This window comes from Colwellia meonggei (assembly GCF_057537295.1).
This window is the reverse complement of record NZ_BAAJLZ010000001.1, coordinates 929205-953544: the sequence shown is the minus strand read 5'-3', so window position 1 is coordinate 953544 and position 24340 is coordinate 929205. Positions and strand designations below refer to the sequence as shown.

The window sequence follows — 24340 nt, the reverse complement described above, 5'->3', positions numbered from 1 at the left end:
TATTGTTCGCAGTATGAGAAATTCATCAACCGTAACAAATTGGTGCTCTCGCCTAATAGAAATCAAAATGAAAACTGTTATACTGCTTAAAATTTTATAATTTCCATTAAATAATCGCGCTGCAGGACAATTATGCCCCAAATTCAGGTTAATCGAGCCACTAGAAAACCAACAAAATTACTTACTTTTTTAGGCTCAGTTTTATTAAGTGTTTGTTCCCTTACTCAAGCACAAACCATTATCCCATCAGCACCTGAAGTTAATGCCAAAGGTCATATTTTAATTGATTACAATACCGGTAAAGTGATTGCCGAAAGTAATGCCGACATTTTGTTAGCTCCGGCAAGCTTAACCAAAATGATGACAAGTTATATCATAGGTAAAGAGCTTGAAAGCGGTAATATTAGCAACGATGATGCGGTAACAATTAGTGAAAATGCTTGGGCTAAGAACTTTCCTGACTCATCAAAAATGTTTATCGAAGTTGGCACTGAAGTATCGGTAGACCTGCTAAACCAAGGTATTATTGTTGCCTCAGGTAACGACGCCTGTGTTGCAATGGCTGAGCATATTGCTGGTAGTGAAGATGCCTTTGCGCAATTAATGAATGCTCACGCTGAACAATTAGGCATGCACAGTAGCTTTTTCGAAAATAGCCATGGTTTAGACAGCCAAGAACACAAAACAACGGCACGCGATATGGCAACACTAGCTATTGCTCTTATACGTGATGTACCAAATGAATATAAGCTTTACAGCCAAAAATCATTTACCTACAACAACATTAAGCAATATAACCGTAATAGTTTATTATGGGATAAAAGCATGAAAGTTGATGGCTTAAAAACAGGCCATACTTCGCAAGCTGGTTATAGCTTAGTAACTTCTGCAACCAAAGGCGATATGCGCTTAGTTAGTGTTGTAATGGGGACTGACAGCGAACGCGCTCGTAAAGTTGAAAGCAAAAAACTACTAAACTATGGCTTCCGCTTTTTTGAAACCTACACACCGTACAAAGCGGGCGAAAAATTTGTCAGCAACCGAGTATGGATGGGGAACCAGAAAGAAGTTGATTTAGGTATTATGGTAGACACCCCAATTACCATTCCTCGCGGCCAACGGAAAAACTTACAAGCTAATTTTGAGTTAGACCAACAACTAACAGCACCATTACAAAAAGGTGCCGTTGTCGGTAAGTTATTTCTACAATTAGACGGCGAAGATATTGCACAATACCCACTTGTTACTCTACAAGCGATTGAAGAAGGTAGCATGTTTACCAAATTGCTAGATTACGTAAAGTTGCAGTTTGCTAATTAACAAATTCAGTAATTTAAATTAAAGCCTCAAATTAGCGGCTAATTGTTATAAAAAACTCAGCTTAGGCTGAGTTTTTTATATTAATGGCTAAAGGCAAGTTCTCTCAAATGAGTATTTAGTTAAAATAAAGCTAAATAAAACGCCAACTAAACATTGATTTTAGATAATAACCCCTCATTTATTAGCGCATGCAAGCTCCAAATTAACGACGATTGATCACATTTACGATAAATAGTGTTAAAATATCGCCAACTTAAACAAGCCGTCGTTACGAATATTAACTTAACTTGTTAATTCCATTAAACAACCGGTAACGCACTGGTGTTGTACAGCGTAAGAGAAAACAAATGAAAACTAAGTTTGATGAACTATTAGAATTTCCAACCGTATTAAACTTTAAAGTGATGGGTATCGCCTGTGACGAATTGCCAGATCTAGTTGTTGGCGAGTTGCAAAAACATACGCCTGGTGATTACGCACCAAAAATTAAGCCAAGCTCAAAAGGTAATTACCACTCTATATCAGTTGCCGTAACCGTAACCAGTAAAGAGCACATCGAAAAAATATATAAAACCTTAAATGCTATCGAACAAGTTCGCTACGTTCTTTAACCCTACTTTTAACAGGGTGTATTCCAGTTATTATTTGGATATAATGATTTAATCAAAATTTTATAGAGATATATTTTGAAAAACACATTGATTATTCGGCAACTAAACAATACTGACTATGTAGATGTTTGGCATGCTATGCAAAACTTTACCGATAATCGAGACGAGAATACCGCTGACGAACTTTGGTTAGTTGAACACCCTCCGGTATTTACCCAGGGACAGGCAGGTAAAGACGAACATTTATTAATGCCAGGCGATATTCCGGTAGTTAAAGTTGACCGTGGCGGCCAAGTAACTTATCACGGCCCAGGTCAGCAGGTGATTTATTTTATGATCAACCTCCGTCGTCGAAAAATGGGCGTACGAGAATTAGTTACTCTCATTGAAAATAGTATTGTTGCTTCCATGGCTGATTTTGGCATTGAAGCCCATGCAAAACCAGATGCACCTGGCGTTTACGTTGATGGCAAGAAAATAGCGTCATTAGGGCTTCGTGTACGTAAAGGCTGTTCGTTTCACGGCTTAGCATTGAATGTCAATATGGATTTATCACCATTTCAACGTATTAACCCGTGCGGATATCAAGGGTTAGAAATGGTACAAACTATCGATCTACAGGGCCCAAATTCTGTAGAACAAGCAGGAAATTCACTAGTGAAGCACTTAAGTGAATTATTGCATACCGAAAATTTATCTTATCAAACGGGGTTGGAAACAATACATGACCACTAAATCATCACGCATTACTCCAGGTACTAAACTACGTGACGCCGAAAAAATGGCGCATATTCCAATCAAGGTTGTCACCTCTGAACGAGAAACAATGCTAAGAAAGCCAGAGTGGTTACGCATTAAATTACCAAAAAGCTCAGAACGTATTGATGGCATAAAGGCAGCATTACGCAAGCATGATCTGCACTCGGTATGTGAAGAAGCATCATGCCCTAACTTATCAGAATGTTTTAATCACGGTACCGCAACATTTATGATCTTAGGCGACATATGTACTCGTCGTTGCCCATTCTGTGATGTTGGTCATGGTCGCCCACTAGCGGCAGATCAAGAAGAGCCTCGTAAGCTTGCATTAACACTAAAAGACATGAAGCTTAAGTATGTAGTTATTACTTCGGTAGACCGTGACGATTTACGTGATGGCGGCGCTCAACAGTTTGCTGATTGTATTACAGAAATCGCTGAGCATTCACCACATACCAAAGTTGAAATCCTTGTGCCAGATTTTCGCGGCCGTATGGATCGAGCATTAGAGATTCTCAATAAAAACCCTCCTGGTGTTTTTAACCACAACCTTGAAACTGCTCCTCGCTTATATACCAAAGCTCGCCCTGGAGCTAACTACCAATGGTCTTTAGATCTATTGAAGAAATTTGGTGAAGCTAACCCAGGCGTGCCAACGAAATCTGGCATTATGGTAGGTTTAGGTGAAACTAACGAGGAAATTTTGCAAGTGATGCGCGACTTACGTGCCCATGGCGTGACTATGTTAACAATTGGTCAGTACTTACAACCAAGTAAGCATCACTTACCGGTTGAACGTTACGTTCACCCTGACGATTTTGACATGTTTAAACGTGAAGCGGATAAAATGGGCTTTGATCATGCTGCATGTGGTCCATTGGTGCGCTCAAGCTACCATGCTGATAAGCAAGCCGCTGGTGAAGAAGTAAAGTAATACTTGTCAACACTGCTCAAGCTAAATAAAAAGCTAGAAGATCACCTTCTAGCTTTTTTTGCACTCTAAAGCCAATATTCATACTCGACTTATTTAGTTAATCACTAACTAGAATATAAAGTCATATGCATTAACCTAAAGAGATTTCAACACTCTAATTATCAATGAATTTAAAGGTGAGAGTTTTTTGCAGAATCAGTATTCTGACCTTTTAACATTAATGCTAAAACACCACCAATCAAGGCTGATATTGCGGCAAAATCAAAAGTCGTCATAGCACCTTCGCCATTTAACCATAAAACACCAGCAATATAAGCACCTATAGCACCACCAACACCATAAACACCACCAATATAAATGGCTTGACCACGACTTTGCTGATTGGCGTTAAAGTGCTGCTGAATAAAGGCAATACTCGCACTATGATACAAACCAAAACTCAACGCATGAATGAGTTGCGACATTGCCAAAGCAATATCACTGTCAGGGAAGTGACCAACCATATACCAGCGTACCGCGGTCAGTAAAATGCTAGCACTGATCAATGCTTTTAATGAGAAACTCTTAAAAAATAGTCCGGCAAAAATAAATATCCCCACTTCTGCAACCACGCCAATGGCGATAAAAATACCGATAAGAAAGCCACTGTAGTCAAGATTCTGTAGATATAATGCGAAAAAAACATAATAAGGGCCGAAGCTCATTTGTAGCATTAAGCCAGCAAAAAAGAACAGCAAAAAATTACCGTTAAAAACTTTCTTTTTGATAGAAATATTATTGCATAGTGATGCATTTGTAATGCGTGGCTGTTGACTATTTATTGTTGAAATAAACAAGCCAGCTAAAATAACAATGCCAATATAACTGAATGCTTCAGGCGAATAGCGCTCGATTAATTCGCCTGCAAGTATCGCCGCAACAATAAAGCCAATGCTACCCCATAAGCGAATACGTGCGTATATTTTCGCGCTTTTGCGAATAGAGGTTAATGTCATAACCTCTAATTGCGGTAATATCGCCGTCCAAAACAAGCTAAACATTGCCAAACTAAACATCAGCGGCCAGTAGTTAACTGTCCAAATAATAAAGCTAAAACTCAATAACGATAAAAAAGCACCCATTTTAACTATGGTTAACTGCTTACCAGACTTATCGGCAAGCTGTGCCCAAAGTGTCGGTGCGACAATTTTAGTGGCAGTAATTACGGCAAGAATTTCACCTATTTCTAGTGAATTGAAACCTCTTGCGTCTAAGAACATAGATAAAAATGGGACTACTAGCCCCATTATGCCAAAGTACCAAAAATAGTTTGATGATAAGCGAGCGAATTGTTTTGAAGCCACGCCTTTATACTTCCAACACTAACTTACTGTTCAATATCTGGTGTCTCACATTGCACATCGGCATTTTGCGCACGATGTCTTAAGTAGTGATCCATTAAGGTTAACGCCAACATGGCTTCGGCAATTGGCACTGCACGAATACCAACACATGGATCATGACGCCCCTTAGTAATAATATCAGCAGATTGGCCAGCCAAATCAACAGTTTTACCACTTACGCCAATGCTTGAGGTTGGCTTTAATGCAATTGAGGCAACAATAGGCTGGCCTGAAGATATACCGCCTAAAACACCACCAGCATGATTTGAAGCGAATCCTTCAGGAGTTAACTCATCGCGATGTTCAGAACCTTTTTGATTAACAACCGCAAAACCATCGCCAACTTCAACCGCTTTAACGGCGTTAATGCCCATTAATGCATGGGCAATATCCGCATCTAGACGATCAAAAATGGGCTCACCAAGACCAACAGGGACATTATTGGCAACAACCATCAATTTAGCACCGATAGAGTCTTTTTCACGCATAATCGAACGTAGTAATTCATCTAATTGTTCAAGTTTATTGGCATCGGGAAAGAAGAATGGATTATCTTCAACTATGTTCCAATCAACGTTCTCTGCACGCACTTCACCAATTTGAGTTACACATGCTTGAATAGTAATGCCAAACTTTTGTTGCAGATACTTTTTAGCAACGGCACCAGCGGCAACACGCATGGCAGTTTCACGCGCTGAGGAACGACCGCCGCCACGATAATCACGAATACCGTACTTTTGCCAATATGTGTAATCTGCATGCCCGGGGCGAAATGTTTTCGCAATATCACCATAATCTTGTGAACGTTGATCAGTATTTTCAATTAAAAGACCAATGGGAGTGCCGGTTGTTTTCCCTTCAAATACACCTGACATAATTTTAACTTCATCAGCTTCACGACGCGCAGTAGTAAAGCGAGACGTACCGGGCCTACGACGATCTAAATCATGCTGCAAATCTGCTTCAGATAGTTCGATGCCCGGCGGGCAACCGTCAATAATTGCGCCTAAGCCTAAGCCATGGCTCTCGCCAAATGAAGTAACTGTGAATAATTTACCAAATGTATTGCCTGACATAATGAATAATAACCCGTAAAAATGATGTTGTTAGCTCGTCAATTAAATAACTGAGAAATTAAATTGTTGCTGCAAGAAAGTCCTGCTGATGTTGTACCAGTTGTGCCTTAGTTAACCGAAAAACACCATGCCCACCACGTTCAAATGTTAACCATTGAAATGGAACATTTGGAAAAGCAGCACTTAAATGCACTTGTGAGTTACCAACTTCACAAATTAGTACACCATTGTCGGATAAATGAGCTGCCGCCTGAGCAAGAATCTTTCGTGTTATATCTAAACCGTCAAAACCGCTACCTAACCCCATCTCTGGTTCATGAAGAAATTCTTGTGGTAGCGAATCAACATCCTCTTGGTCAACATAAGGGGGATTAGTCACTATTAAATCATAGCTTTGCCCTTCAACCCCAGATAAAACATCAGATTGAATTGGAATAACTTGTTCTGTTAACCCATGACCTTCAATATTCATTTGCGCAACATTCAAGGCATCAACCGATAAATCAACCGCGTCAACTTCCGAATTGGGGAAATAAATTGCACAGGCAATTGCAATACAGCCACTGCCGGTACATAAATCTAAAATACGGTTAGGCTCATTTTCGATTAAGCCACTAAATTGATTTTCAATCAACTCGCCAATTGGCGAGCGAGGTACAAGTACACGTTCATCAACATAAAATGGTAAACCACAAAACATTGCTTGATTAGTTAAATAAGCCGCTGGCACACCTTCAACAATTCGACGTTCAAATAGCTGCAGAACAGCTTGCTTTTCAGCTAATACTAACCGACATTGCATTAAATCTGCAGATAACTCGCCCGGTAGTGATAACTGAAACATAGTCAATAAAGCCGCTTCATCCCATGCGTTATTTGTACCATGACCAAAATACAGCTCAGCTTGATTAAATTGGCTGGCACCAAAACGTACGTAATCACCTATGGTGTGTAGTTGTTCGCTTAGATCTGAAAAATCGACTGTATCCACATTTTCCTCTGGCATGAAATGCATATTAATTTATTTTATTGCCTTTATTATACTTTCGCTTGTTATTGTTCGTCGATGTTTTTAGACTTCGCTAATGAAATTTAAAGACGCCTTAAACGCGGAAGAAAAAAAGTTGTTTAAAAACGCCGTAGGTAAAGTAAAACCTATGGTGCAGGACAGAGTACACCCCGCCAAAAGAACCAGCAAGCAGAAAACCACATTGGTTAAACAAAAAGATTTAAAATCTTTGGCAGAGTTTCATTTTTCAGATGAATTTGAACCCGCTTTAAATAGCCAAGGACCAGTAAAATATGTGCGCGAAGATGTCGACAGTTTTGAAGCTAAAAACTTACGACGCGGACAATACACACCTGATCTTATATTAGATTTACATGGTCTTGATCAACAACAATCAAAACGAGAAATTGCCGCCTTGCTTGCTGCATGTGAGAAAGAACACGCGCAATGTGTTTGCATAGTACATGGCTTAGGCAGTCGTATTCTAAAAAATAAAGTGCCACATTGGCTAGTTCAACACCCGGATGTGATGGCCTTTCACCAAGCACCATTAGAATGGGGAGGTAATGGCGCTTTATTGGTTTTGGTTGAACTTAAAGACAAATTCATTCGTGACTAACAAACTTTAATACGATTAAAGTTACCCATGCGCTTCGTTTGGTGATACTAAAGTCACGAAGTCACCTTGCAATTTATCAATATCGTAATCAATTTGTGCTACTGACGCAGTTTGAAAGATCGGCATCGTATTGTCATGTGTTAATTCGGCTACTAAGTAACTCACTAATGGCATATGAGAAACCAACAATATTTTTTGATATTTCTCTACGCTACAAACAGCATCTAAATAATCATGCACGTCTTTGGCGTTATCTTCCGGTGTAATAAAACTTAAGGTTTTTCGTTTACCCACAATTTCTAATACTTTAATCACATTATCGGCGGTTTGTTGAGCACGTAAATAAGGACTAACAAAAACGCAATCAAACGAGTGCTGATTTTCTACCAGCCACTGAGCCGATAACCTTGCTTCATTAATGCCTTTTTCAGTTAACGGCCTTAATGCATCAGACGGAGCAACAGTTTGAGCTTGCCCATGACGCATAACAAAAATTTGCATAACTACCTTAATTTAAACGAACTTTATTATTTGCGGCTATAGTAAAGGAATTATTGTGCTTTTTATAACATCCGTTAAGAATAAAATGGACTCGTCTTATTCCTTAGGGTAATTTAGAAAGATAATAAAAATAACACTATCAGCACAGTGAAATTGCGCTTTAAGTTCAATTTTACAGGAGCAAATGTGATACAAAGTCCAAATGATAAAAAGCAATACCATGCCATTACGCTTACTAATGGATTAAGGGTATTGTTGGTTCATAATATTGAATCGAGTAAATCAGCAGCAGCCTTAGCGGTAAATGTTGGCCATTTCGATGACCCTGACCACCGCCAAGGGCTAGCGCATTTTTTAGAGCATATGTTGTTTCTTGGTACTGAAAAATATCCAGACGGCAGTGAATATCAAAAATTTATTAATGAGCATGGTGGTAGTAATAATGCTTGGACCGCCACTGAGCACACCTGCTTTTTCTTCGATATTGGCCAACAACACTTTGCACCAGCATTAGAGCGCTTTGGTGAATTTTTTACCGCGCCTTTATTGTCTGAAGAATTTGTAAACAAAGAGCGTAAAAATATTGACGCGGAATTTAAGCTTAAACTTAAAGATGATATTCGTCGACTTTACGATGTTCATAAGGAAACGATAAACCAAGATCACCCATTTGCGAAATTTTCTGTTGGCAGTAGTGAAACGCTAGCAGATAAAGCTGGCTACAATTTACGAGAAGAAGTATGTCATTTTTTTCAAAAAAATTATCAAGCCCATTATATGACTTTGGTTTTAGAAGGTCCGCAAACATTCTCACAATTAGAAGAACTAGCCCAAAAACATTTTTCAAATATTAAATCTAATGGTTTAGAAAAAGCTAAAATAGAACAACCATTATATCATCCACAACACCAACAAAAATGGATTCAAGTACAGCCAGTTAAAAATGATCGACAATTAATAATTAGCTTTGCTATGCCCAGTATTGACGAATTTTACCGGCATAAACCAGAAGCCATTCTCGCTTACTTAATTGGACATGAAGGGCCTGGCAGCATTTTATCTTTGTTAAAAAGCAAGCAATGGGCACTAGCACTTACCGCTGGTTCAGGTATCAATGGCTCTAACTTTAAAGACTTTAATATTAATATTACCTTGTCAGAGCTTGGTGCAGAAAATACTACTGAGATTGTTAGTATTGTATTTTCGTATATTAACTTACTTAAACAAGCTCCGTTAATCGATAAGTATTATCAAGAGAAAAAAGCACTTGCTGAATTGTCATTTGCTTATCAAGAAAAGTTGTCACCATTAGATTCTGTTAGCCAGCTTGTTATTAATATGCAGCACTACCCGAAAGCCGACTATATTTTCGGTGATTATGTTATGGAGGGGTTAAATACCTCAGCATTCAATAGCCTAATTGAATATATGGTAGCGCCAAATGTCCGTATTGTTTCTATCGGCAAACAATTTGTTCCACAAGAAAAGCCGATGATAAGTCGTTGGTATAAGGTCCCTTATACTGTTAAAAGTATTTGTCAAAAAACAATAGATGAGTGGCAGCGGTTAGATGAAGTAGCACAGCTGTATCTACCGAGTGTAAATCAATATATAGTCGCTCACCCAAAACTTGTGCCTTATCAAAACGATAATACCAAGCCATTAACGCCACCTGATCATATTTGCCAACAAGATGGATTAAATGCTTGGTTTAAGCATGATATTAGCTTTAATACTCCAAAGGGCTATATATACATTTCAATTGACTCACCTAAAGTGATAGAAAGTGCGAGTAATATCGCAATGACACGTTTGTTTGTTGATATTTATAGCGACGCTGTGGTTGAAGAACATTACGATGCTGAGTTAGCGGGTATTCACTATCATTTATATTCTCATCAAGGCGGCATGACACTTCAGCTCTCAGGTATCAGCAGTAAACAAGCACAGTTATTACCGTTATTGTTAGAGAGCCTATTAAGTTGTCAATATCAGCAAGAAAAGTTTGAGCTATTTAAACAACAGCTTATCAATCATTGGCAAAATACTGAAAATAGTAAGTCAATATCACAGCTTTTCGCTAAACTTAGCTCGACAATGCAGCCGAAAAGCCCAAGCAGTAAGGTGTTAATCTCAGCATTAGAAGCTATAAGCTTTCAAGACTTTAAACAATTTACTCGACAAATTTTTGATCAGGTTGCTATAGAAGTTTTAATCCATGGCAACTGGTCAAAACATATGGCGCAAGATATGGTTAGCCATATTGAACAAACATTTGGGGATAAGCTTTCAAATAAAAATATCGTCGAAATACCGTGCTTAGATATTAAAGGTCAGCAGCAAACAAATATTCCAATGGAATTACCTGATCATGACCATGCTGCAGTGCTTTATTATCCTATGCCAGATAAAGATTTACGCACAGTCGCCTTAACAATGCTTATCAATCAATTACTATCTCCTATTTTTTTCCAAGAAATGCGCACCGAAAAACAATACGGTTACTTAGTGGGCGTTGGTTTTATTCCTATTAACCGATACCCTGGGGTCGCTTTTTATATTCAATCTCCACATACTGATTCAAATACATTAACCAAAGCAATGAACGACTTTATCGGCCGAATAAAAGAATACATGCTAACTTTGCCTAACGAACATTGGCAACATTTACAATTTGGTTTAGCTAGCCAACTACAAGAAAAAGATACCAATCTAAGAATAAAAAGCCAGCGCTATTGGGCTGCCATTTGTAATAAAGAAACGTCTTTCAACCAAAAACAACAATTAATTGACATCATAAAGTCATTGTCCATCTCAGATTTAAATGAATTTATTCAGCTACACTTTCACGGTAAAAGCACTGATGATCGTTTATCACTTTTAAGCTTTGAAAATAGTGAACAAATTGCAAAAATGCCTGCGAACATTAAATTAAACGACAACACTGAATTATTACTAAAAAAATGCAAAAGAAAATACTAATACTGCCGATATAGACATTAGGCTGGAAAATTCGTCACGTCACTACTGCGACTTAACTATCGGCAAAGATTGACTTAGACACCCGCATCATTTTTAATGGGATGTTAAATCCAAAAAAATAATAATAATATCTGGCATATCCAATAGTTAAATATTATCGGGTGTGGGTTTCGTTACCATAAGGTTGTATTAGTGCTTTTATCTTTTTTCAACAATAGCAAATTTTTCACGCACTATTTTTATAGTGTCTTTTTTGTAATATTATTATCTATTGCTATCCCCGCTTCTGCCATTGCCAATAATGTAAATCAAACGCCTTTAAAATTTGAACGCATATCAATTGCAGACGGCCTATCACAAAGCTATGTATATGACATTATTCAAGATAAAAATGGCTTTATTTGGATCGCCACACAAGATGGGTTAAACCGATACGATGGTAAAAACTTCGTTTACTATCGCCACGACAGCACCAACAAAAGCTCTATTGCCGATAACTTTATTCGCAAGCTATTTATCGACAGTAACGATACGCTTTGGGTTGGTACAAATGAGGGCTTAAGTCGCTATAACGAATCACTCGATAACTTTGAAAATTACTTACACCAAACAAACGACAGTAACTCTTTAAAAGACAACGAAATTTGGGATATATATCAAGATAAAGAAAGTAATATATTTATTTCAACGAAAGAAGGTCTACAGAAGTTCGATTCAGAAAATAACAATTTCACCCGTATACGTTTTCGCGGTTTTGAAAAAGAATTAAAAGAAATCAAAACTATCTTTCAGGACAAAAAAGGCAACTATTGGTTGGGCACATATGATAATGGCATTTATTTAACCAACGCCACTATGTCATTCGTTGTGTCATTAAGCGACCAAAACAAATGGAACCTTAAGCTTAATGCCAGTGCTTTATATGACTTAAAGTTTATCGATAATCAATATTGGTTAGGTACCAATAATGGCTTATTCATCATTTCGCAAGATTACCAAATCGTAAAACATTATTCCGAAAAAAGTACAGATCCCAACCTAATTCTATTATCAGATAAAGTGCGTTCAATTGAGCAACTCAACGACTCAATAATTTGGTTAGGAACATTAAATGGCTTAAACAGTATTAACGTTTTAACTGGCGAAACGAGGGCTTATCAAAGTGCAGCACACAAAAATGCCCTTTCTTTTGATCTAGTATTGAAAATTTACAAAGATCACGCCAATACGATTTGGTTAGGAACTAACGGTGGTGGTATCAGCACCTTTAGCCCTATTCAATTGAAAATAAATCATGGGTTATTTAATTATTCTGGAGTTGAAAAAGCTGTTTACGCCTTCGCAGAGACATCAAACAATACAACATGGTTTACTACCGATGATGGGCAACTTAATGAAATAGCTGAAAATGGAAATATTATCCAAAAATCTTTTACCGATAATAAGCCAATTAGCCACCTGATTGCCGACAACAATAATAATTTATGGTTAAAGACCGAACCTGAGGGCCCCTCAACGCCTGGCAGTCTGTATTATTTTGAAACAGAAAATGAAAAATTATCGGAGCACTTAAGTTGGAAAAATAATTCGACGCAACGCGAAAACAGTAAATTAGTATATTTAAACGAACATTTATGGTTTATAAATAAAATAGGGCAACTTTCCAGTTACGATATTAATAAGCAAATATTTGATATTTATAAAGACTCATCCACACAATCTTATAGTGCATTCACAAAAGATGAAAATGATAACTTATGGTTTATAAGCTCACAAAATCAAATTGTAAGGTTTAATACCGTATCTAAATCTTTTACCACTGAATCCACATTAAACTCACTTTCAGAAAATGTAAACGCATATACAACTATTGCAATATCAAAAAACTGGATTTGGTTAGGTTCTGGAGGTCAAGGGATATCGTTAATTAACAGAGCTAACCTGAAAGTATTTAATATTAGTGAAAAAAGTGGTCTATCAAATAATTTTATTGCTGCCATAAAAATAGACAACTCAGAAAATGCTTGGATTTCAACAAATAAAGGTATAAACACAATAAACCCAAACTCTAAAACAATTAGATCTTTCAACCAAGATCTACAGCTATACGATAATGAATTTATAAGTGATAGTGCGCTAATAACAAACGAGCAAGTTGTATATTTTGGTGGTTTGAATGGATTTCATACATTTTCACCACAAGAAATGCTGCATATTTCTCAGAGTTTACCAATACCTTACCTTTCTAATATTTTAGTTGCGAATAAAAATGTGCCTATTTTAGGTCAGAGTAATGACCAATTTCATTTGAATACAGCACCGAACCTATTAGAAAGATTAACTTTAGCTCACCAACAATCACAATTTAGTATTGAGTTTACTTCCCCCAATGTAAAAATGCCAAGCAGCCTAAGTTATCGCTATCGATTACTCGGTTGGGAAGATAAATGGATTGACGCTGGTAAGAATAACCAAAGAGCTACCTACACAAATTTAAGTCCTGGAGACTACTCATTTGAGATTCAGGCATACGACATTCAAAATCAGCAAGAAAGTGAAATAAAACACCTCAATATCACTATCATGCCACCTTGGTGGCTATCTAGAACCGCTATTTTATTTTATAGCTTAGTCACTATATTGATCATTGGTTATATTTTACAGCAAATGCGTCATAAACGATTATACCACTTACAAATCAAGCTCAGTGAAGAACGACTTAAGTTGTCATTATGGGGCAGTGGCGATGAAATGTGGGATTGGAATATTAAGAAAGGGAAAATCTATCGTTCTAATATCTGGGGTATTTTAGAATTCCCGCAAGATGGTAAACGCAATGTTGGAGCTGATCAAACTAATATTCATCAACAAGATATTCCAAGAGTTAGAGAAGCTTTAAACCAGCATTTTGAAGATAGTAGTCAGCATTTTGAAGCAACCTATCGCGTAAAAGACAAAGATGATAAATGGATTTGGGTACTTGATCGCGGCAAAATTGTTGAACGTGATGAAAAGAAAAAACCGACCCGAATGACAGGGACATTAAAAGATATAAGTCAAATAAAGCGCGCAGACGAACGCTTAAAACTTTTTGCCAAATGTATTGAAAATATATCTGACGCCATTGTTATTTATGATCGTCAATTTACTGTCGTTGATGTTAACAAAGCATTTCAGCGTATTACTGGTAGAACAAAACTTCAGATGCGAGGCACATCACTTAAGTTTGAACAATATCCTGAAAGCTTTAATCAAAATGTTAAAAAACATTTAATCACTAAAGGCAGCTGGCATGGTGAAATTGAAAGTATTCGTGACAATGGTGAGCTTTATTTAACCGACTTAAATGTTGATATCATTAAAGATGAAACTGGGAATATTTCGCATTTTGTGGGTGTTTTTTCTGATATTACTAAACGCAAACAAACTGAAGCTGAACTGCGAAAATTAGCAAATTCAGATACATTGACCGGCTTACCTAACCGTTCTTACTTTCAAGCAAATCAACAACGATTAGTAAAAAACAAAATTCCCCATGCACTGCTCGTTTTCGATTTAGATAACTTTAAAAAAGTTAATGATTCATTAGGCCATGAAGTTGGTGATATTTTACTTTGCAAAGTAGCAGAACGCATTAGAGGCTTAGGCCGAAATCAAGATAGCGTTTATCGATTAGGCGGTGATGAATTTAGCTTAATTGTTGAGAACACTAACGACATACATACCATAACGTCAATTGCAAAACAGGTTTTAGACTCTATTGCATTGCCATTAAAACTTAAAAGCCAAGAAATAGTACTTTATAGCAGTATTGGCATTGTTTTGTACCCTGAAGATGGTGCTAGCCCACAAGAGCTATTAAAAAATGCCGATACAGCTATGTATCACGCTAAAAACTCAGGCGGTAATAAGTACCAATTCTTTAGTGATTCAATGAATAAAACAGCTGTTAAACGTTTACAAATTGAAAACCTGATTCGACACGGCCTAAAAGAAGACTTTTTCTCTGTTTTTTATCAACCGAAAATAGAAATTGCGACAGGGAAAATCGCCGGTATGGAGGCTCTAGTTCGCTTTGAAACGCCAAGTAAAGGTATTATTAGCCCTATCGTCTTTATTCCAGTATCGGAAGAAACAGGGCAAATAATCGATATCGGTGAAGTAGTATTGCGTAAAGCTTGTTTTGCCACGAAGAAGTGGGTTGACGCTGGACTTTTTGAGGGCCGTATTGCTGTTAACTTATCAGCTGTGCAATTTACCCAACCAAACTTAGTATCGATGATCGCCAATGCTTTAAAAGAAAGCGAATTGCCTGCTAAATATTTAGAGTTAGAAATTACCGAAGGCACCGTAATGGACTCACCCCAAAAAGCAATTGATACCATGTTACAAATTCGTGCGATGGGTATTCACCTTTCACTTGATGATTTTGGTACCGGCTACTCATCATTAGCCTACTTGAAGAAGTTTCCACTTAATACCTTAAAAATAGATAAAGCCTTTGTTGATGATATTGAGACTTCAGAACAAGGACGAAATATGGTAGCAACAATAGTAACTATCGCCCATAACTTAGGTATGCAAGTTGTTGCTGAAGGTGTTGAGACCAATCAACAATTAAGCTTCCTTTCCGGGCTGCGCTGTGAGCAATTACAAGGCTACCTATATAGTAAGCCTTTACCTGAAAACGACTTTCAAAAGTACCTGCTTTCCTTTCAGATCACTAATAAATCAACCTCATTTGGAAAAAATACCATTTAGTTATTAAGTGTCGACTTTATGACACTACTACCTATAAGTTAAATTACGAGCTTGAAGCCATATAAAATAAGGCTTCAAACTTCTGGCATACTTCTCGCTTATACCTTATTGAATTTAAAATAATCTTAATAAGGAAATAAAAATGCTTAGCTCATTAATTCTATCTTTAACAATGTCAGCAGCACCTGTTGAACTAAACGTAAATGAAGTGAATGTAGAACAAGCAGGCACTCGTCGAGATCAAGTACGTATTGGCACACGACGTGATCAGGTGCGTATTGACTTAGAACAGTCTGATGTAACCGAAGTAGGAACTCGTCGTGATCAAGTTCGTATCGGTACTCGTCGCGATCAAGTTAGAATCGACTTAGAAAAGCTTGACGTAACTGAAATAGGTACTCGTAGAGACCAAGTACGTATTGGTACTCGTCGCGATCAAGTACGTATCTAGGAGCCGTTATGATTAAATTAATTAAGTCTTTATTTGTTAATGAATCAAAAGAAAACGCTATTGCAGCGAGTATCGAAATTAAAGAGATGCCTGCGAGCACATGGTGGAATTAAGCCCCTTAAAGCAATTTAAGAGCTTAATCAAAGAAAAGGGTACTTCGCTACAAGGAAGTTAGCGTTTTTATATTATCAAACTTCTGAGTTTGAATAATGGCAAGGAGAGCTCAAATGCCTACGCAGAAAATAATAAACAATCAAATCCAAAGCGTTGATAGGTTTTTACTCGCTTCTTCATACAAAACATTGGCCATACAAACGGCCCAAAAACTAAACCAGCCGTTGCCCACCGTTTAGCGCCTAAACCACTACTAATTGCCTGACAGTAAAAAAACACAGAGAAAACAATCGCTAATACTACTAAAACTAACAACATCATGCTCAACTCACTTCAAAAGATTTAAAAGCTTACTAAATAAAACGAGCGCATATTAACAACTTTAGAGTATATATTCAAAACAATTATCGTGTAAAAACACATCACAACTTTTATCATCTCTATCGGCAATCACCTTAAAATAGACATAAAAAAAGAGGCAATAACTTGCCTCTTTAATATGCCAACTTTTGCCCAGTGTATGGCAAAATCATTCCATTTCATGACTTCGCTATGTTAATGAATTAACAGCTCAAATTACGCATAGTAGCGTTCGCCTTGCTCAGCCATTTTAACTAAGGCGTCACATGGCGTAAAACGCTCACCGAATTCAGCTTGCCATAGGTTTAATTTACTTACTAAGGCCGCTGCACCAATTTTATCTATGTACTGGAACGGCCCACCCAAAAATGGTGGAAAGCCAATACCAAAAATAGCACCTATGTCACCATCACGAGCATTTCGTATTATACCTTCATCTAGACAGCGTGCTGCCTCATTAAGCATCATATACACACAACGCTCAACTTGCGTTTGAGAAACCGACTTATTGTTTGCTTGCAATCCAAGTAAGCTATAAACACTTTCATCAACCAGTTTCTTTTTGCTTTTGGTGTTATATTGATAAAATCCTTTCTTCGTTTTTTTACCTAGACGGCCATCATCAATAAGTTTTGAAAACGCTGCTGGTGGCGCAAAACGCTCACCTAACTCTGCTTGTAAAATAGGGCCAATTTTCGAACCAACATCTATCCCAACTTCATCAAGCAGCTGCATCGGGCCAACCGGAAAGCCAAATTTAACCATAGCTTTATCTAGTGCTTCAATCGAACAACCTTCAAGTAATAGCATTGCAGCTTCGTTCATATACGGCGCTAGAATTCGATTAACGTAAAAACCGGCTTTATCTTTGACAACAATAGGTGTTTTACCTTGTTTCTTCGCGAAAGCTACCGTCGTGGAAATAGTTTGATCAGAAGTTTTCTCATGGGCAATTATCTCTGCCAAAGGCATTTTATCTACGGGTGAAAAATAGTGTAATCCAATAACATTTTCTGGTCGTTGTGCTTTTGCCGCAATTTGTCCAATCGGTAAACTAGAAGTGTTACTGGCGAAAATAGTGCTTTCTTTACAGTGACTTTCTATATCTGCCACCATATTTTGCTTCAAAGTTAAATCTTCAAAAACCGCTTCAACAGCAATATCAACATTATTAAATCCCGTAAACTCAGTACTGCCAGTAATATTCGCAAGTTGATTTTGCATCTCACTATGACGCATAAAGCGACGTTTCACTTTTTTGTTTAACAAGTCGTAACCATATTTAAGCGCATGGCTAATACCTTGATGTGAAATATCTTTAATACGAACCGGTAATTTAGCCTTAGTTGCGGTTACAAAAGCGATACCACCGCCCATCAAACCACCACCTAATACAGCAACATTTTCTATATTTTCAGGTTGAATACCTTCAATACCCTGCTCTTTTTTCATATCCGTTGTCGCAAAAAATATTTGTCTAAGCTGCGCTGAAACATCAGTCATGACCAGTTGACCAAAATGCTCTGCTTCAACTTGATATCCTTTCGATGGCGCCTGCTCAGCACCAGTACGAATACAATCAATAATTTTCAGCGGTGCCGGGTAATTGCCTTTTGTTTTTCCCAACACCATTTTGGTTGCCTGATTAAACAAAATACCACGGCCAATACGGTTGCCTTCAAGCAACTTATCCATCAATGACAACTTACGTGCTTTCGGTTTTACGTTACCTGAAAGCGCCAATTTTTCTGCTGTTTTAACTAAAATACTGTTAGGCACCACATCATGTATTAAACCTGCTTTTAAAGCTTGTTTTGCGCGCAACTGCTTTCCAGTAAGCATCATATCCAATGACTTTTGTATACCAACCAACTTAGGAAGCCTTTGTGTACCACCACCACCTGGTAATAGACCAAGCTGTACTTCAGGTAAACCAAGCGCAGTTTTAGCACTGTCACTACAAACACGAGCATGACACGCCATTGCTAATTCTAAGCCACCACCTAAACACGGCCCATTCACTGCCGCAACAACAGGAATAGACAAGTTTTCTAGCTGATCAAAAATCATCTGCCCTTGGCGAGATAATGCCATAGCTTCTTCAGCTGACGTACAACTTGCCAACATATGAACATCAGCGCCAGCAACAAAAGAATCTTCTTTACCACTGACTAACACTAAGCCTTTTATCGCTTTATCTTCACGAATCTCTTTTAATATTTCAGAGATTTCTTCCGCAAACTCAGCTTTTAAAGTGTTCATGGAGTCGCCTTTCACATCCATAATCAAATGCGCGATGCCGTTTTCTTGGCGTGCCAAACTAAAAGTACTATTATTATCTTGCATTGTTACATCCGTCATTAGTCTGTCTCCACTATCATAGCCGCACCTAAACCACCAGCAGCACAAGCCGTGGTTAAACCGGTACCACCACCTCGGCGGTTTAACTCATTTAATGTTTGCACAATTAAACGTGTACCTGTTGCCGCAAATGGATGCCCATAGGCTAGTGAACCACCCATGACATTAAATTTATCCATATCAATTTCACCTATAGCCTTATCTTGACCAAGATGAGTCTGTGCAAACTTGTTACTGCCAAACATTTTCACATTCGCTAAAGCCTGTGCCGCAAACGCTTCATGCATTTCAATGAGATCTAAATCCGCTAAATTCATGCCAGCACGTTTCAAAGCAATTGGTGAAGCAAAACTTGGCCCCATTAGCATATCTTCCCACACATCAATAGCGGCAAAACCATAACTGCGAATATAGCCTAACGGCTTATAACCTAGCTCTTTCGCTCGCCCTTCTCGCATTAATAATACTGCCGACGCGCCATCGGTTAGCGGTGTACTCGTTGCAGCAGTTACTGTGCCGTGTTTACGATCAAAAACTGGGCGTAACTTTGCGTAACTGGCTAATTCAGAGTTTTCGCGAATACAGTTATCTTTATCAATAAATGATTTGTAAGGCTCACTGTGCGCCGTCATCACTTCGCCATCAAGATTACCTGCTTGCCAGTTTTTCGTCGCCAGCGTATGTGAACGATGTGCTAATGCATCTTGTTCTTCCCGTGTGATACCATGGGTTTTCGCCATTTGCTCTGCAGTTTGTCCCATTGACAAGCCAGTTGAATATTCAGCGACGGCTGGTGGAACAGGTAATATATCTTTAAATTTAAGCTGACGGATTAACGACATTTTAGCGCCAAATGAACGCGCTTTACTTAAATCTAATAAGGTACGAGCAAACTTCTTAGAAACTCCAATAGGCGCAACAGAAGATGAGTCAGCGCCGCCGGCAATACCTACATCAACAAAACCTGACATAATTGACTCGGCAACGTTCACTGTCGACTGGAAGCTAGTAGCACATGCTCTTGAAACACTGTAGGCATCAGTATGTACATTCATGCCAGTGCCTAAAACAATTTCACGGGCAATATTTGGCGCTTCGGGCATTTGAACCACCTGACCAAAAACCAGCTGATCAATAATTTTCGGGTCAACATCGTGCTTTTGAAGTAGCTCATTAACAACAATTTTGCCTAAATCGACGGCAGGGACACCATGAAAGGCTGTAGCTTGTTTTGCAAAAGGTGTACGTAAACCTGCAACAACTGCAATACGTTCGCCACTTCCTGTAATTAGTTTTGATTTTGTCATTTTTGTTTCCATTTTATTGCAACACACAAGAGGTCAGACCTCTTTGGTTTTACAATAATTCTAACCAGATATAAAAATAATACAATGTTTAGCTATCAAAATTTAAACAAATTGTTTCCAAGGCATTAAAAACTTGAAGGAAATTAATTAGAATTAAAAAATTAAACTTGTTTTTTTTGGCATGAACCTTATATCAATTAAAAGGTCTGACCTACTGACGTTAAACTTACCAACAATAAGAATATTGAATTATGGCTATTGAACACTTTTCCTCTTTGAAAGAACATTTATCTTCTCAAATTATCGGACAACCAGCATTAGTAGAAAACTTACTTATCGCCTTATTAGCAAACGGACACTTAATTGTTGAAGGGCCACCAGGTTTAGCAAAAACTCGTGCCGTTAATGCATTAGCCGAAGGTATAGAAGCTGACTTTCATCGTGTTCAATTTACCCCCGACTTATTACCAGCCGATTTAACTGGCACCGATATTTATCGTCCGGAAGATGGCAGCTTTGTTTTTCAGTCTGGCCCTTTATTTCGTAACTTAGTACTCGCCGACGAAATTAACCGCGCACCTGCAAAAGTGCAATCAGCATTATTAGAAGCTATGGCTGAAGGGCAAATTACTGTTGGTAGAAAAACCTACCCATTGCCTGAGTTATTTTTAGTGATGGCAACACAAAACCCGCTTGAACAGGAAGGTACTTATCCATTACCTGAAGCTCAATTAGATCGTTTTTTAATGCACCTTGAAATCGACTACCCTGACGCACAAGCTGAGTTAGAGATTTTAAAATTAAATCGCGGTGAAGCATTAAAAGTAGAAAAAAAGGCAGTACAGGAAATTAGCCAAAACGAAATATTTGCTGCTCGCGATGAAGTCATGAAAATTCATATGGCGCCAGCAGTTGAAAGCTATATTGTTGATTTAATTATGGCAACTCGTACGCCAGAAAAATATGATGATAAATTAAAACAATGGCTAGCTTATGGCGCCAGCCCACGTGCTACCATTGCACTTGACCGATGTGCACGTGCTCGTGCTTGGTTAAATAACCGCGACTTTGTTAGCCCTGAAGACGTACAAGCCGTATTCCATAATGTATTACGCCACCGAATTTTAATGACCTATCAAGCAGAAGCTGAAGGGATCAGTAGTAACCAACTACTCGATCATATACTTAGCTTGGTTGCTGTAGCATAAAGCGTTCATCAAATGTGGTTTAGTCAGAAAAATACAGCCTCGCATAGCTCCATACAAGAAACACTCAACGAGCTGCACAGTAACGGCATCGAATTAACAATCGACGAGCTTATTCGTTACCAAAGTAAAAGTTCGCTCATCAATTTAGCCGCAGGCAAAAGTCTGCATGGTAAAATGTCGGGCAACTACCTTGCCCGCAGTAAAGGCCGTGGCATGGAATTTGATGAAGTTCGTCATTATCAAAATGGTGACGACATTCGTGCAATCGATTGGCGTGTTACCGCTCGTACGGGAAAAACACATACTAAATTGTTTCGTGAAGAAATTGAACGTCCGGTACTTATTGCAACTGATTTAAGTGACAATATGCATTTTGGTAGCCAATTGCTTTTTAAATCAGTTCAGGCGGCCCACGTAGCGTCATTAGTAGCATGGCACGCTAAAGGTCGAGGTGATCGCATTGGCGGAATAGTGTTTAACCAGCAGCAACACAGTGAACTAAAGCCTAGGAGTCGCCAACAAGGTGTACTACATTACTTACATGCTTTGGTGAAAACACACGCTAGTACTCTAATACATACAGATTCTATAAGTTCAAAAGAGCAAGCAGAACAAGCTTTTGAGCAAAACTGTGCTCGCATTCGCCAAGTATCGAAACCTGGTAGTTTAGTTTATTTAATTACCGATGCATTTCACTTAACGGACGAAGCAGTACGGCATCTTGCCAACGTTTCTCGGCACTGCGAACTGGTTGTTTGTTTAATCAGTGATCCACTAGAGCAGCAATTACCCGACAGTAAACAAAAAGTAAGTGTTGCCATTACCGACGGTCAACAAAAACAACAATTGGTACTTGGCGATAGAAAAATGGCAAAAGACTATCACCAACAAGCAATCGCGTTAAGTGAAGCTATAGAGCATAAGTTAACGAAAGCTGGCGCTCGCTTATTACATTTTTGTGCCAGTGAAGCATTGGAAACCCAGTTGCATCGAGGAGTCGCTTCATGGATCCGTTAGCACAACTTAAAGATATTCATCTACCTGGCGATGTCCACAATTACCCTATTGCACCTGGCTGGTGGTTAATCGCATTATTGTTATTAGCTTTGACTATTTTTAGTGTGATTAAACTCAGGTCATTTCTACGTACGCGGAAAGCGAAAAAGCTAGCGTTAAATCAACTAAATAATGCAAATGATAGTGGTACTGTTGTAACCATCTTAAAGTGGGCGTTATTACAATATTTCCCACGTCAACATGTAGCACAATTATCCGGCGATAATTTAAGCGCATTTCTAGTTTCAACCTTACCTGAAAAACAACGAGATATATTCGAGCAGTTAAGTGCAAACAGTTTTAGTAATGTTTATCAAAAGCAGGTAAGTCAAGATATCACTAACTTCAAACAAGCAGCCACATTGTGGGTAAACCAAGCATTACCACCGAAAAAAGATCTCGCTATTATCACCAACAACGCTGATATCAATGTGCCGAAACCGCTTATTGAAAAATCATCGAATGAAATGCTAACAACAGAAGCGACCAAAATTGGTGGGGCGCAATCATGATTCATTTTGAGTTCATTTGGGCATTGGCAGCTCTTCCTTTACCTTTGTTGGTTTATTGGTTACCAAGTAAAAAACAAGTGGAAGCAGCACCACTTAAAATGCCAACCTTACATAAAGGAATTCAAGCGACAGAATTTACACCGGAAAAGAAAAAAGCCCCACTACTGATATTAAGCCTAGTGTGGATTTTACTTGTTACCGCCAGCACCCAGCCACAATGGTTAGGTGAGGCAGTTAACGTGCCAACAGAAGGCCGTGAAATGATGATAGCGGTTGACTTGTCGGGTAGTATGCAAGTAGAAGATATGAATTTAAATGGTAGAAGTGTTAATCGCCTCGATATGCTGAAGGTACTGTTGGGAGATTTCATTGAACGCCGCAGTGGCGACCGTTTAGGGCTAATTCTTTTTGGCGACGACGCTTATATGCAAACCCCTATGACCTTTGACCGAAAAACAGTGCAACAAATGTTAGACGAAACCGTACTCGGACTAGTGGGTAAACAAACGGCTATTGGTGATGCTATCGCTCTTGCAGTAAAACGCTTTGATGAAAAGAAAGAATCTAATAGAGTGTTGCTGTTATTAACCGATGGTCAAAACACCGCAGGAAAAATTACACCCGAGCAAGCTTTAGAGTTAGCTGTAGCAAAAGACATTACAATTTATTCAATTGGTATTGGCGCCGACGTCATGGTACAAAACTCACTATTCGGTGCACGTAGGGTTAACCCTTCGAGCGAACTAGACGAAGAATCATTGCAACAACTTGCCGATAAAACTGGCGGACAATACTTTCGCGCCCGCGCAAGTGAAGATATGAGCCAAATTTATCAATTACTTGATAACTTAGAACCCATAGAGCAAGAACAACAGCAAATGCGACCATTAACAGCACTTTTTTATTGGCCATTGGGATTAGCTTTACTGTTAAGTTTCGGCACACTGCTCGCTAGCACCTTGTCAAATAGCCAGCTTTTCCAAACGAGAACATTAAGCAAACAGGAGCGTAACTAAA

The 24340-nt window shown here is 38.4% G+C and carries 19 protein-coding genes; 12 read left to right on the top strand and 7 right to left on the bottom strand.

The features are described from left to right. The first annotated feature begins 132 nt into the window (after positions 1–132). The 4 genes from AC27E9_RS04260 to lipA all read left to right on the top strand — a co-directional run bounded on the left by AC27E9_RS04260 (position 133) and on the right by lipA (position 3624). Positions 133–1320, top strand: coding sequence for a serine hydrolase (locus tag AC27E9_RS04260; protein ID WP_487127575.1), 1188 nt, complete (start codon positions 133–135; stop codon positions 1318–1320). Positions 1321–1667: 347 nt separating this feature from the next. Next, on the top strand, positions 1668–1931 hold the full coding sequence (gene ybeD / locus AC27E9_RS04255; RefSeq protein WP_487127573.1) for a DUF493 family protein YbeD: 264 nt from the start codon (positions 1668–1670) through the stop codon (positions 1929–1931). A gap of 72 nt (positions 1932–2003) precedes the next feature. Continuing rightward, the gene (gene lipB, locus AC27E9_RS04250) at positions 2004–2666 is read left to right on the top strand and encodes a lipoyl(octanoyl) transferase LipB (protein ID WP_487128283.1); all 663 of its coding nucleotides are present in this window, start codon (positions 2004–2006) and stop codon (positions 2664–2666) included. After that, the gene (gene lipA, locus AC27E9_RS04245) at positions 2656–3624 is read left to right on the top strand and encodes a lipoyl synthase (protein ID WP_487127572.1); all 969 of its coding nucleotides are present in this window, start codon (positions 2656–2658) and stop codon (positions 3622–3624) included. Before lipB ends, lipA begins: the two co-directional genes overlap by 11 nt. 170 nt (positions 3625–3794) lie before the next feature. Here lipA and AC27E9_RS04240 read toward each other — a convergent pair whose 3' ends face one another. Genes AC27E9_RS04240 through prmB form a run of 3 tightly spaced genes read right to left on the bottom strand, consistent with a single transcriptional unit; the run spans position 3795 to position 7073 of the window. After that, on the bottom strand, positions 3795–4967 hold the full coding sequence (locus tag AC27E9_RS04240; protein ID WP_487127570.1) for an MFS transporter: 1173 nt from the start codon (positions 4965–4967) through the stop codon (positions 3795–3797). Between the two features lie 23 nt (positions 4968–4990). Continuing rightward, positions 4991–6082 carry a chorismate synthase gene (gene aroC / locus AC27E9_RS04235; protein WP_487127569.1) on the bottom strand — a complete coding sequence of 364 codons (1092 nt, stop codon included), beginning with the start codon at positions 6080–6082 and terminating at the stop codon, positions 4991–4993. Between the two features lie 58 nt (positions 6083–6140). Next, positions 6141–7073 carry a 50S ribosomal protein L3 N(5)-glutamine methyltransferase gene (prmB, locus tag AC27E9_RS04230; RefSeq protein WP_487127567.1) on the bottom strand — a complete coding sequence of 311 codons (933 nt, stop codon included), beginning with the start codon at positions 7071–7073 and terminating at the stop codon, positions 6141–6143. Positions 7074–7167: 94 nt separating this feature from the next. On the opposite strand from prmB, the gene smrB reads away from it, so the two are divergent. Next, positions 7168–7710, top strand: a complete 543-nt coding sequence (smrB, locus tag AC27E9_RS04225) for an endonuclease SmrB (protein WP_487127565.1) — start codon at positions 7168–7170, stop codon at positions 7708–7710. 21 nt (positions 7711–7731) lie between these two features. Here the strand turns inward: smrB and sixA are convergent, their stop codons facing one another. Then, entirely contained in the window at positions 7732–8211 is a 480-nt protein-coding gene (gene sixA, locus AC27E9_RS04220) for a phosphohistidine phosphatase SixA (protein WP_487127563.1), read from the bottom strand. 186 nt (positions 8212–8397) lie between these two features. On the opposite strand from sixA, the gene AC27E9_RS04215 reads away from it, so the two are divergent. The 3 genes from AC27E9_RS04215 to AC27E9_RS04205 all read left to right on the top strand — a co-directional run bounded on the left by AC27E9_RS04215 (position 8398) and on the right by AC27E9_RS04205 (position 16405). Next, the gene (locus tag AC27E9_RS04215; RefSeq protein ID WP_487127561.1) at positions 8398–11193 is read left to right on the top strand and encodes an insulinase family protein; all 2796 of its coding nucleotides are present in this window, start codon (positions 8398–8400) and stop codon (positions 11191–11193) included. 192 nt (positions 11194–11385) lie between these two features. Continuing rightward, complete coding sequence (locus tag AC27E9_RS04210; protein ID WP_487127559.1) at positions 11386–15954, top strand: EAL domain-containing protein; 4569 nt, start codon at positions 11386–11388, stop codon at positions 15952–15954. A gap of 142 nt (positions 15955–16096) precedes the next feature. Continuing rightward, positions 16097–16405: a hypothetical protein gene (locus AC27E9_RS04205; RefSeq protein ID WP_487127557.1), complete on the top strand. Its 309-nt coding sequence runs from the start codon at positions 16097–16099 to the stop codon at positions 16403–16405. Between the two features lie 231 nt (positions 16406–16636). Here AC27E9_RS04205 and AC27E9_RS04200 read toward each other — a convergent pair whose 3' ends face one another. The 3 genes from AC27E9_RS04200 to fadI form a co-directional block, all read right to left on the bottom strand. Then, a complete protein-coding gene (locus AC27E9_RS04200; protein WP_487127555.1) occupies positions 16637–16840 on the bottom strand; it encodes a hypothetical protein in 204 nt (67 codons plus the stop codon). A 255-nt stretch (positions 16841–17095) separates the two neighbouring features. Further along, positions 17096–19240, bottom strand: coding sequence for a fatty acid oxidation complex subunit alpha FadJ (gene fadJ / locus AC27E9_RS04195; RefSeq protein WP_487127553.1), 2145 nt, complete (start codon positions 19238–19240; stop codon positions 17096–17098). Continuing rightward, positions 19240–20547: an acetyl-CoA C-acyltransferase FadI gene (gene fadI / locus AC27E9_RS04190; RefSeq protein ID WP_487127551.1), complete on the bottom strand. Its 1308-nt coding sequence runs from the start codon at positions 20545–20547 to the stop codon at positions 19240–19242. The genes fadJ and fadI overlap by 1 nt, the downstream gene beginning before the upstream one ends. Before the next feature lie 251 nt (positions 20548–20798). On the opposite strand from fadI, the gene AC27E9_RS04185 reads away from it, so the two are divergent. The 4 genes from AC27E9_RS04185 to AC27E9_RS04170 are packed head-to-tail and all read left to right on the top strand — an operon-like array spanning position 20799 to position 24339. Next, complete coding sequence (locus tag AC27E9_RS04185) at positions 20799–21755, top strand: AAA family ATPase (RefSeq protein ID WP_487127549.1); 957 nt, start codon at positions 20799–20801, stop codon at positions 21753–21755. Between the two features lie 12 nt (positions 21756–21767). Next, positions 21768–22772, top strand: a complete 1005-nt coding sequence (locus AC27E9_RS04180; RefSeq protein WP_487127547.1) for a DUF58 domain-containing protein — start codon at positions 21768–21770, stop codon at positions 22770–22772. Continuing rightward, a complete protein-coding gene (locus AC27E9_RS04175) occupies positions 22760–23323 on the top strand; it encodes a DUF4381 domain-containing protein (protein ID WP_487127545.1) in 564 nt (187 codons plus the stop codon). The genes AC27E9_RS04180 and AC27E9_RS04175 overlap by 13 nt, the downstream gene beginning before the upstream one ends. Next, the gene (locus tag AC27E9_RS04170; protein WP_487127543.1) at positions 23320–24339 is read left to right on the top strand and encodes a vWA domain-containing protein; all 1020 of its coding nucleotides are present in this window, start codon (positions 23320–23322) and stop codon (positions 24337–24339) included. The genes AC27E9_RS04175 and AC27E9_RS04170 overlap by 4 nt, the downstream gene beginning before the upstream one ends. Position 24340: the final 1 nt, after the last annotated feature.

Excerpts from the sequence above, each read along its gene's own strand:
- AC27E9_RS04260 (WP_487127575.1), top strand. The coding sequence starts at position 133 with ATGCCCCAAATTCAGGTTAATCGAGCCACTAGAAAACCAACAAAATTA.
- ybeD (WP_487127573.1), top strand. The coding sequence starts at position 1,668 with ATGAAAACTAAGTTTGATGAACTATTAGAATTTCCAACCGTATTAAAC.
- lipA (WP_487127572.1), top strand. The coding sequence starts at position 2,656 with ATGACCACTAAATCATCACGCATTACTCCAGGTACTAAACTACGTGAC.
- aroC (WP_487127569.1), bottom strand. The coding sequence starts at position 6,082 with ATGTCAGGCAATACATTTGGTAAATTATTCACAGTTACTTCATTTGGC.
- smrB (WP_487127565.1), top strand. The coding sequence starts at position 7,168 with ATGAAATTTAAAGACGCCTTAAACGCGGAAGAAAAAAAGTTGTTTAAA.
- sixA (WP_487127563.1), bottom strand. The coding sequence starts at position 8,211 with ATGCAAATTTTTGTTATGCGTCATGGGCAAGCTCAAACTGTTGCTCCG.
- AC27E9_RS04205 (WP_487127557.1), top strand. The coding sequence starts at position 16,097 with ATGCTTAGCTCATTAATTCTATCTTTAACAATGTCAGCAGCACCTGTT.
- AC27E9_RS04200 (WP_487127555.1), bottom strand. The coding sequence starts at position 16,840 with ATGATGTTGTTAGTTTTAGTAGTATTAGCGATTGTTTTCTCTGTGTTT.
- fadJ (WP_487127553.1), bottom strand. The coding sequence starts at position 19,240 with ATGACGGATGTAACAATGCAAGATAATAATAGTACTTTTAGTTTGGCA.
- fadI (WP_487127551.1), bottom strand. The coding sequence starts at position 20,547 with ATGACAAAATCAAAACTAATTACAGGAAGTGGCGAACGTATTGCAGTT.
- AC27E9_RS04185 (WP_487127549.1), top strand. The coding sequence starts at position 20,799 with ATGGCTATTGAACACTTTTCCTCTTTGAAAGAACATTTATCTTCTCAA.
- AC27E9_RS04180 (WP_487127547.1), top strand. The coding sequence starts at position 21,768 with ATGTGGTTTAGTCAGAAAAATACAGCCTCGCATAGCTCCATACAAGAA.
- AC27E9_RS04175 (WP_487127545.1), top strand. The coding sequence starts at position 22,760 with ATGGATCCGTTAGCACAACTTAAAGATATTCATCTACCTGGCGATGTC.
- AC27E9_RS04170 (WP_487127543.1), top strand. The coding sequence starts at position 23,320 with ATGATTCATTTTGAGTTCATTTGGGCATTGGCAGCTCTTCCTTTACCT.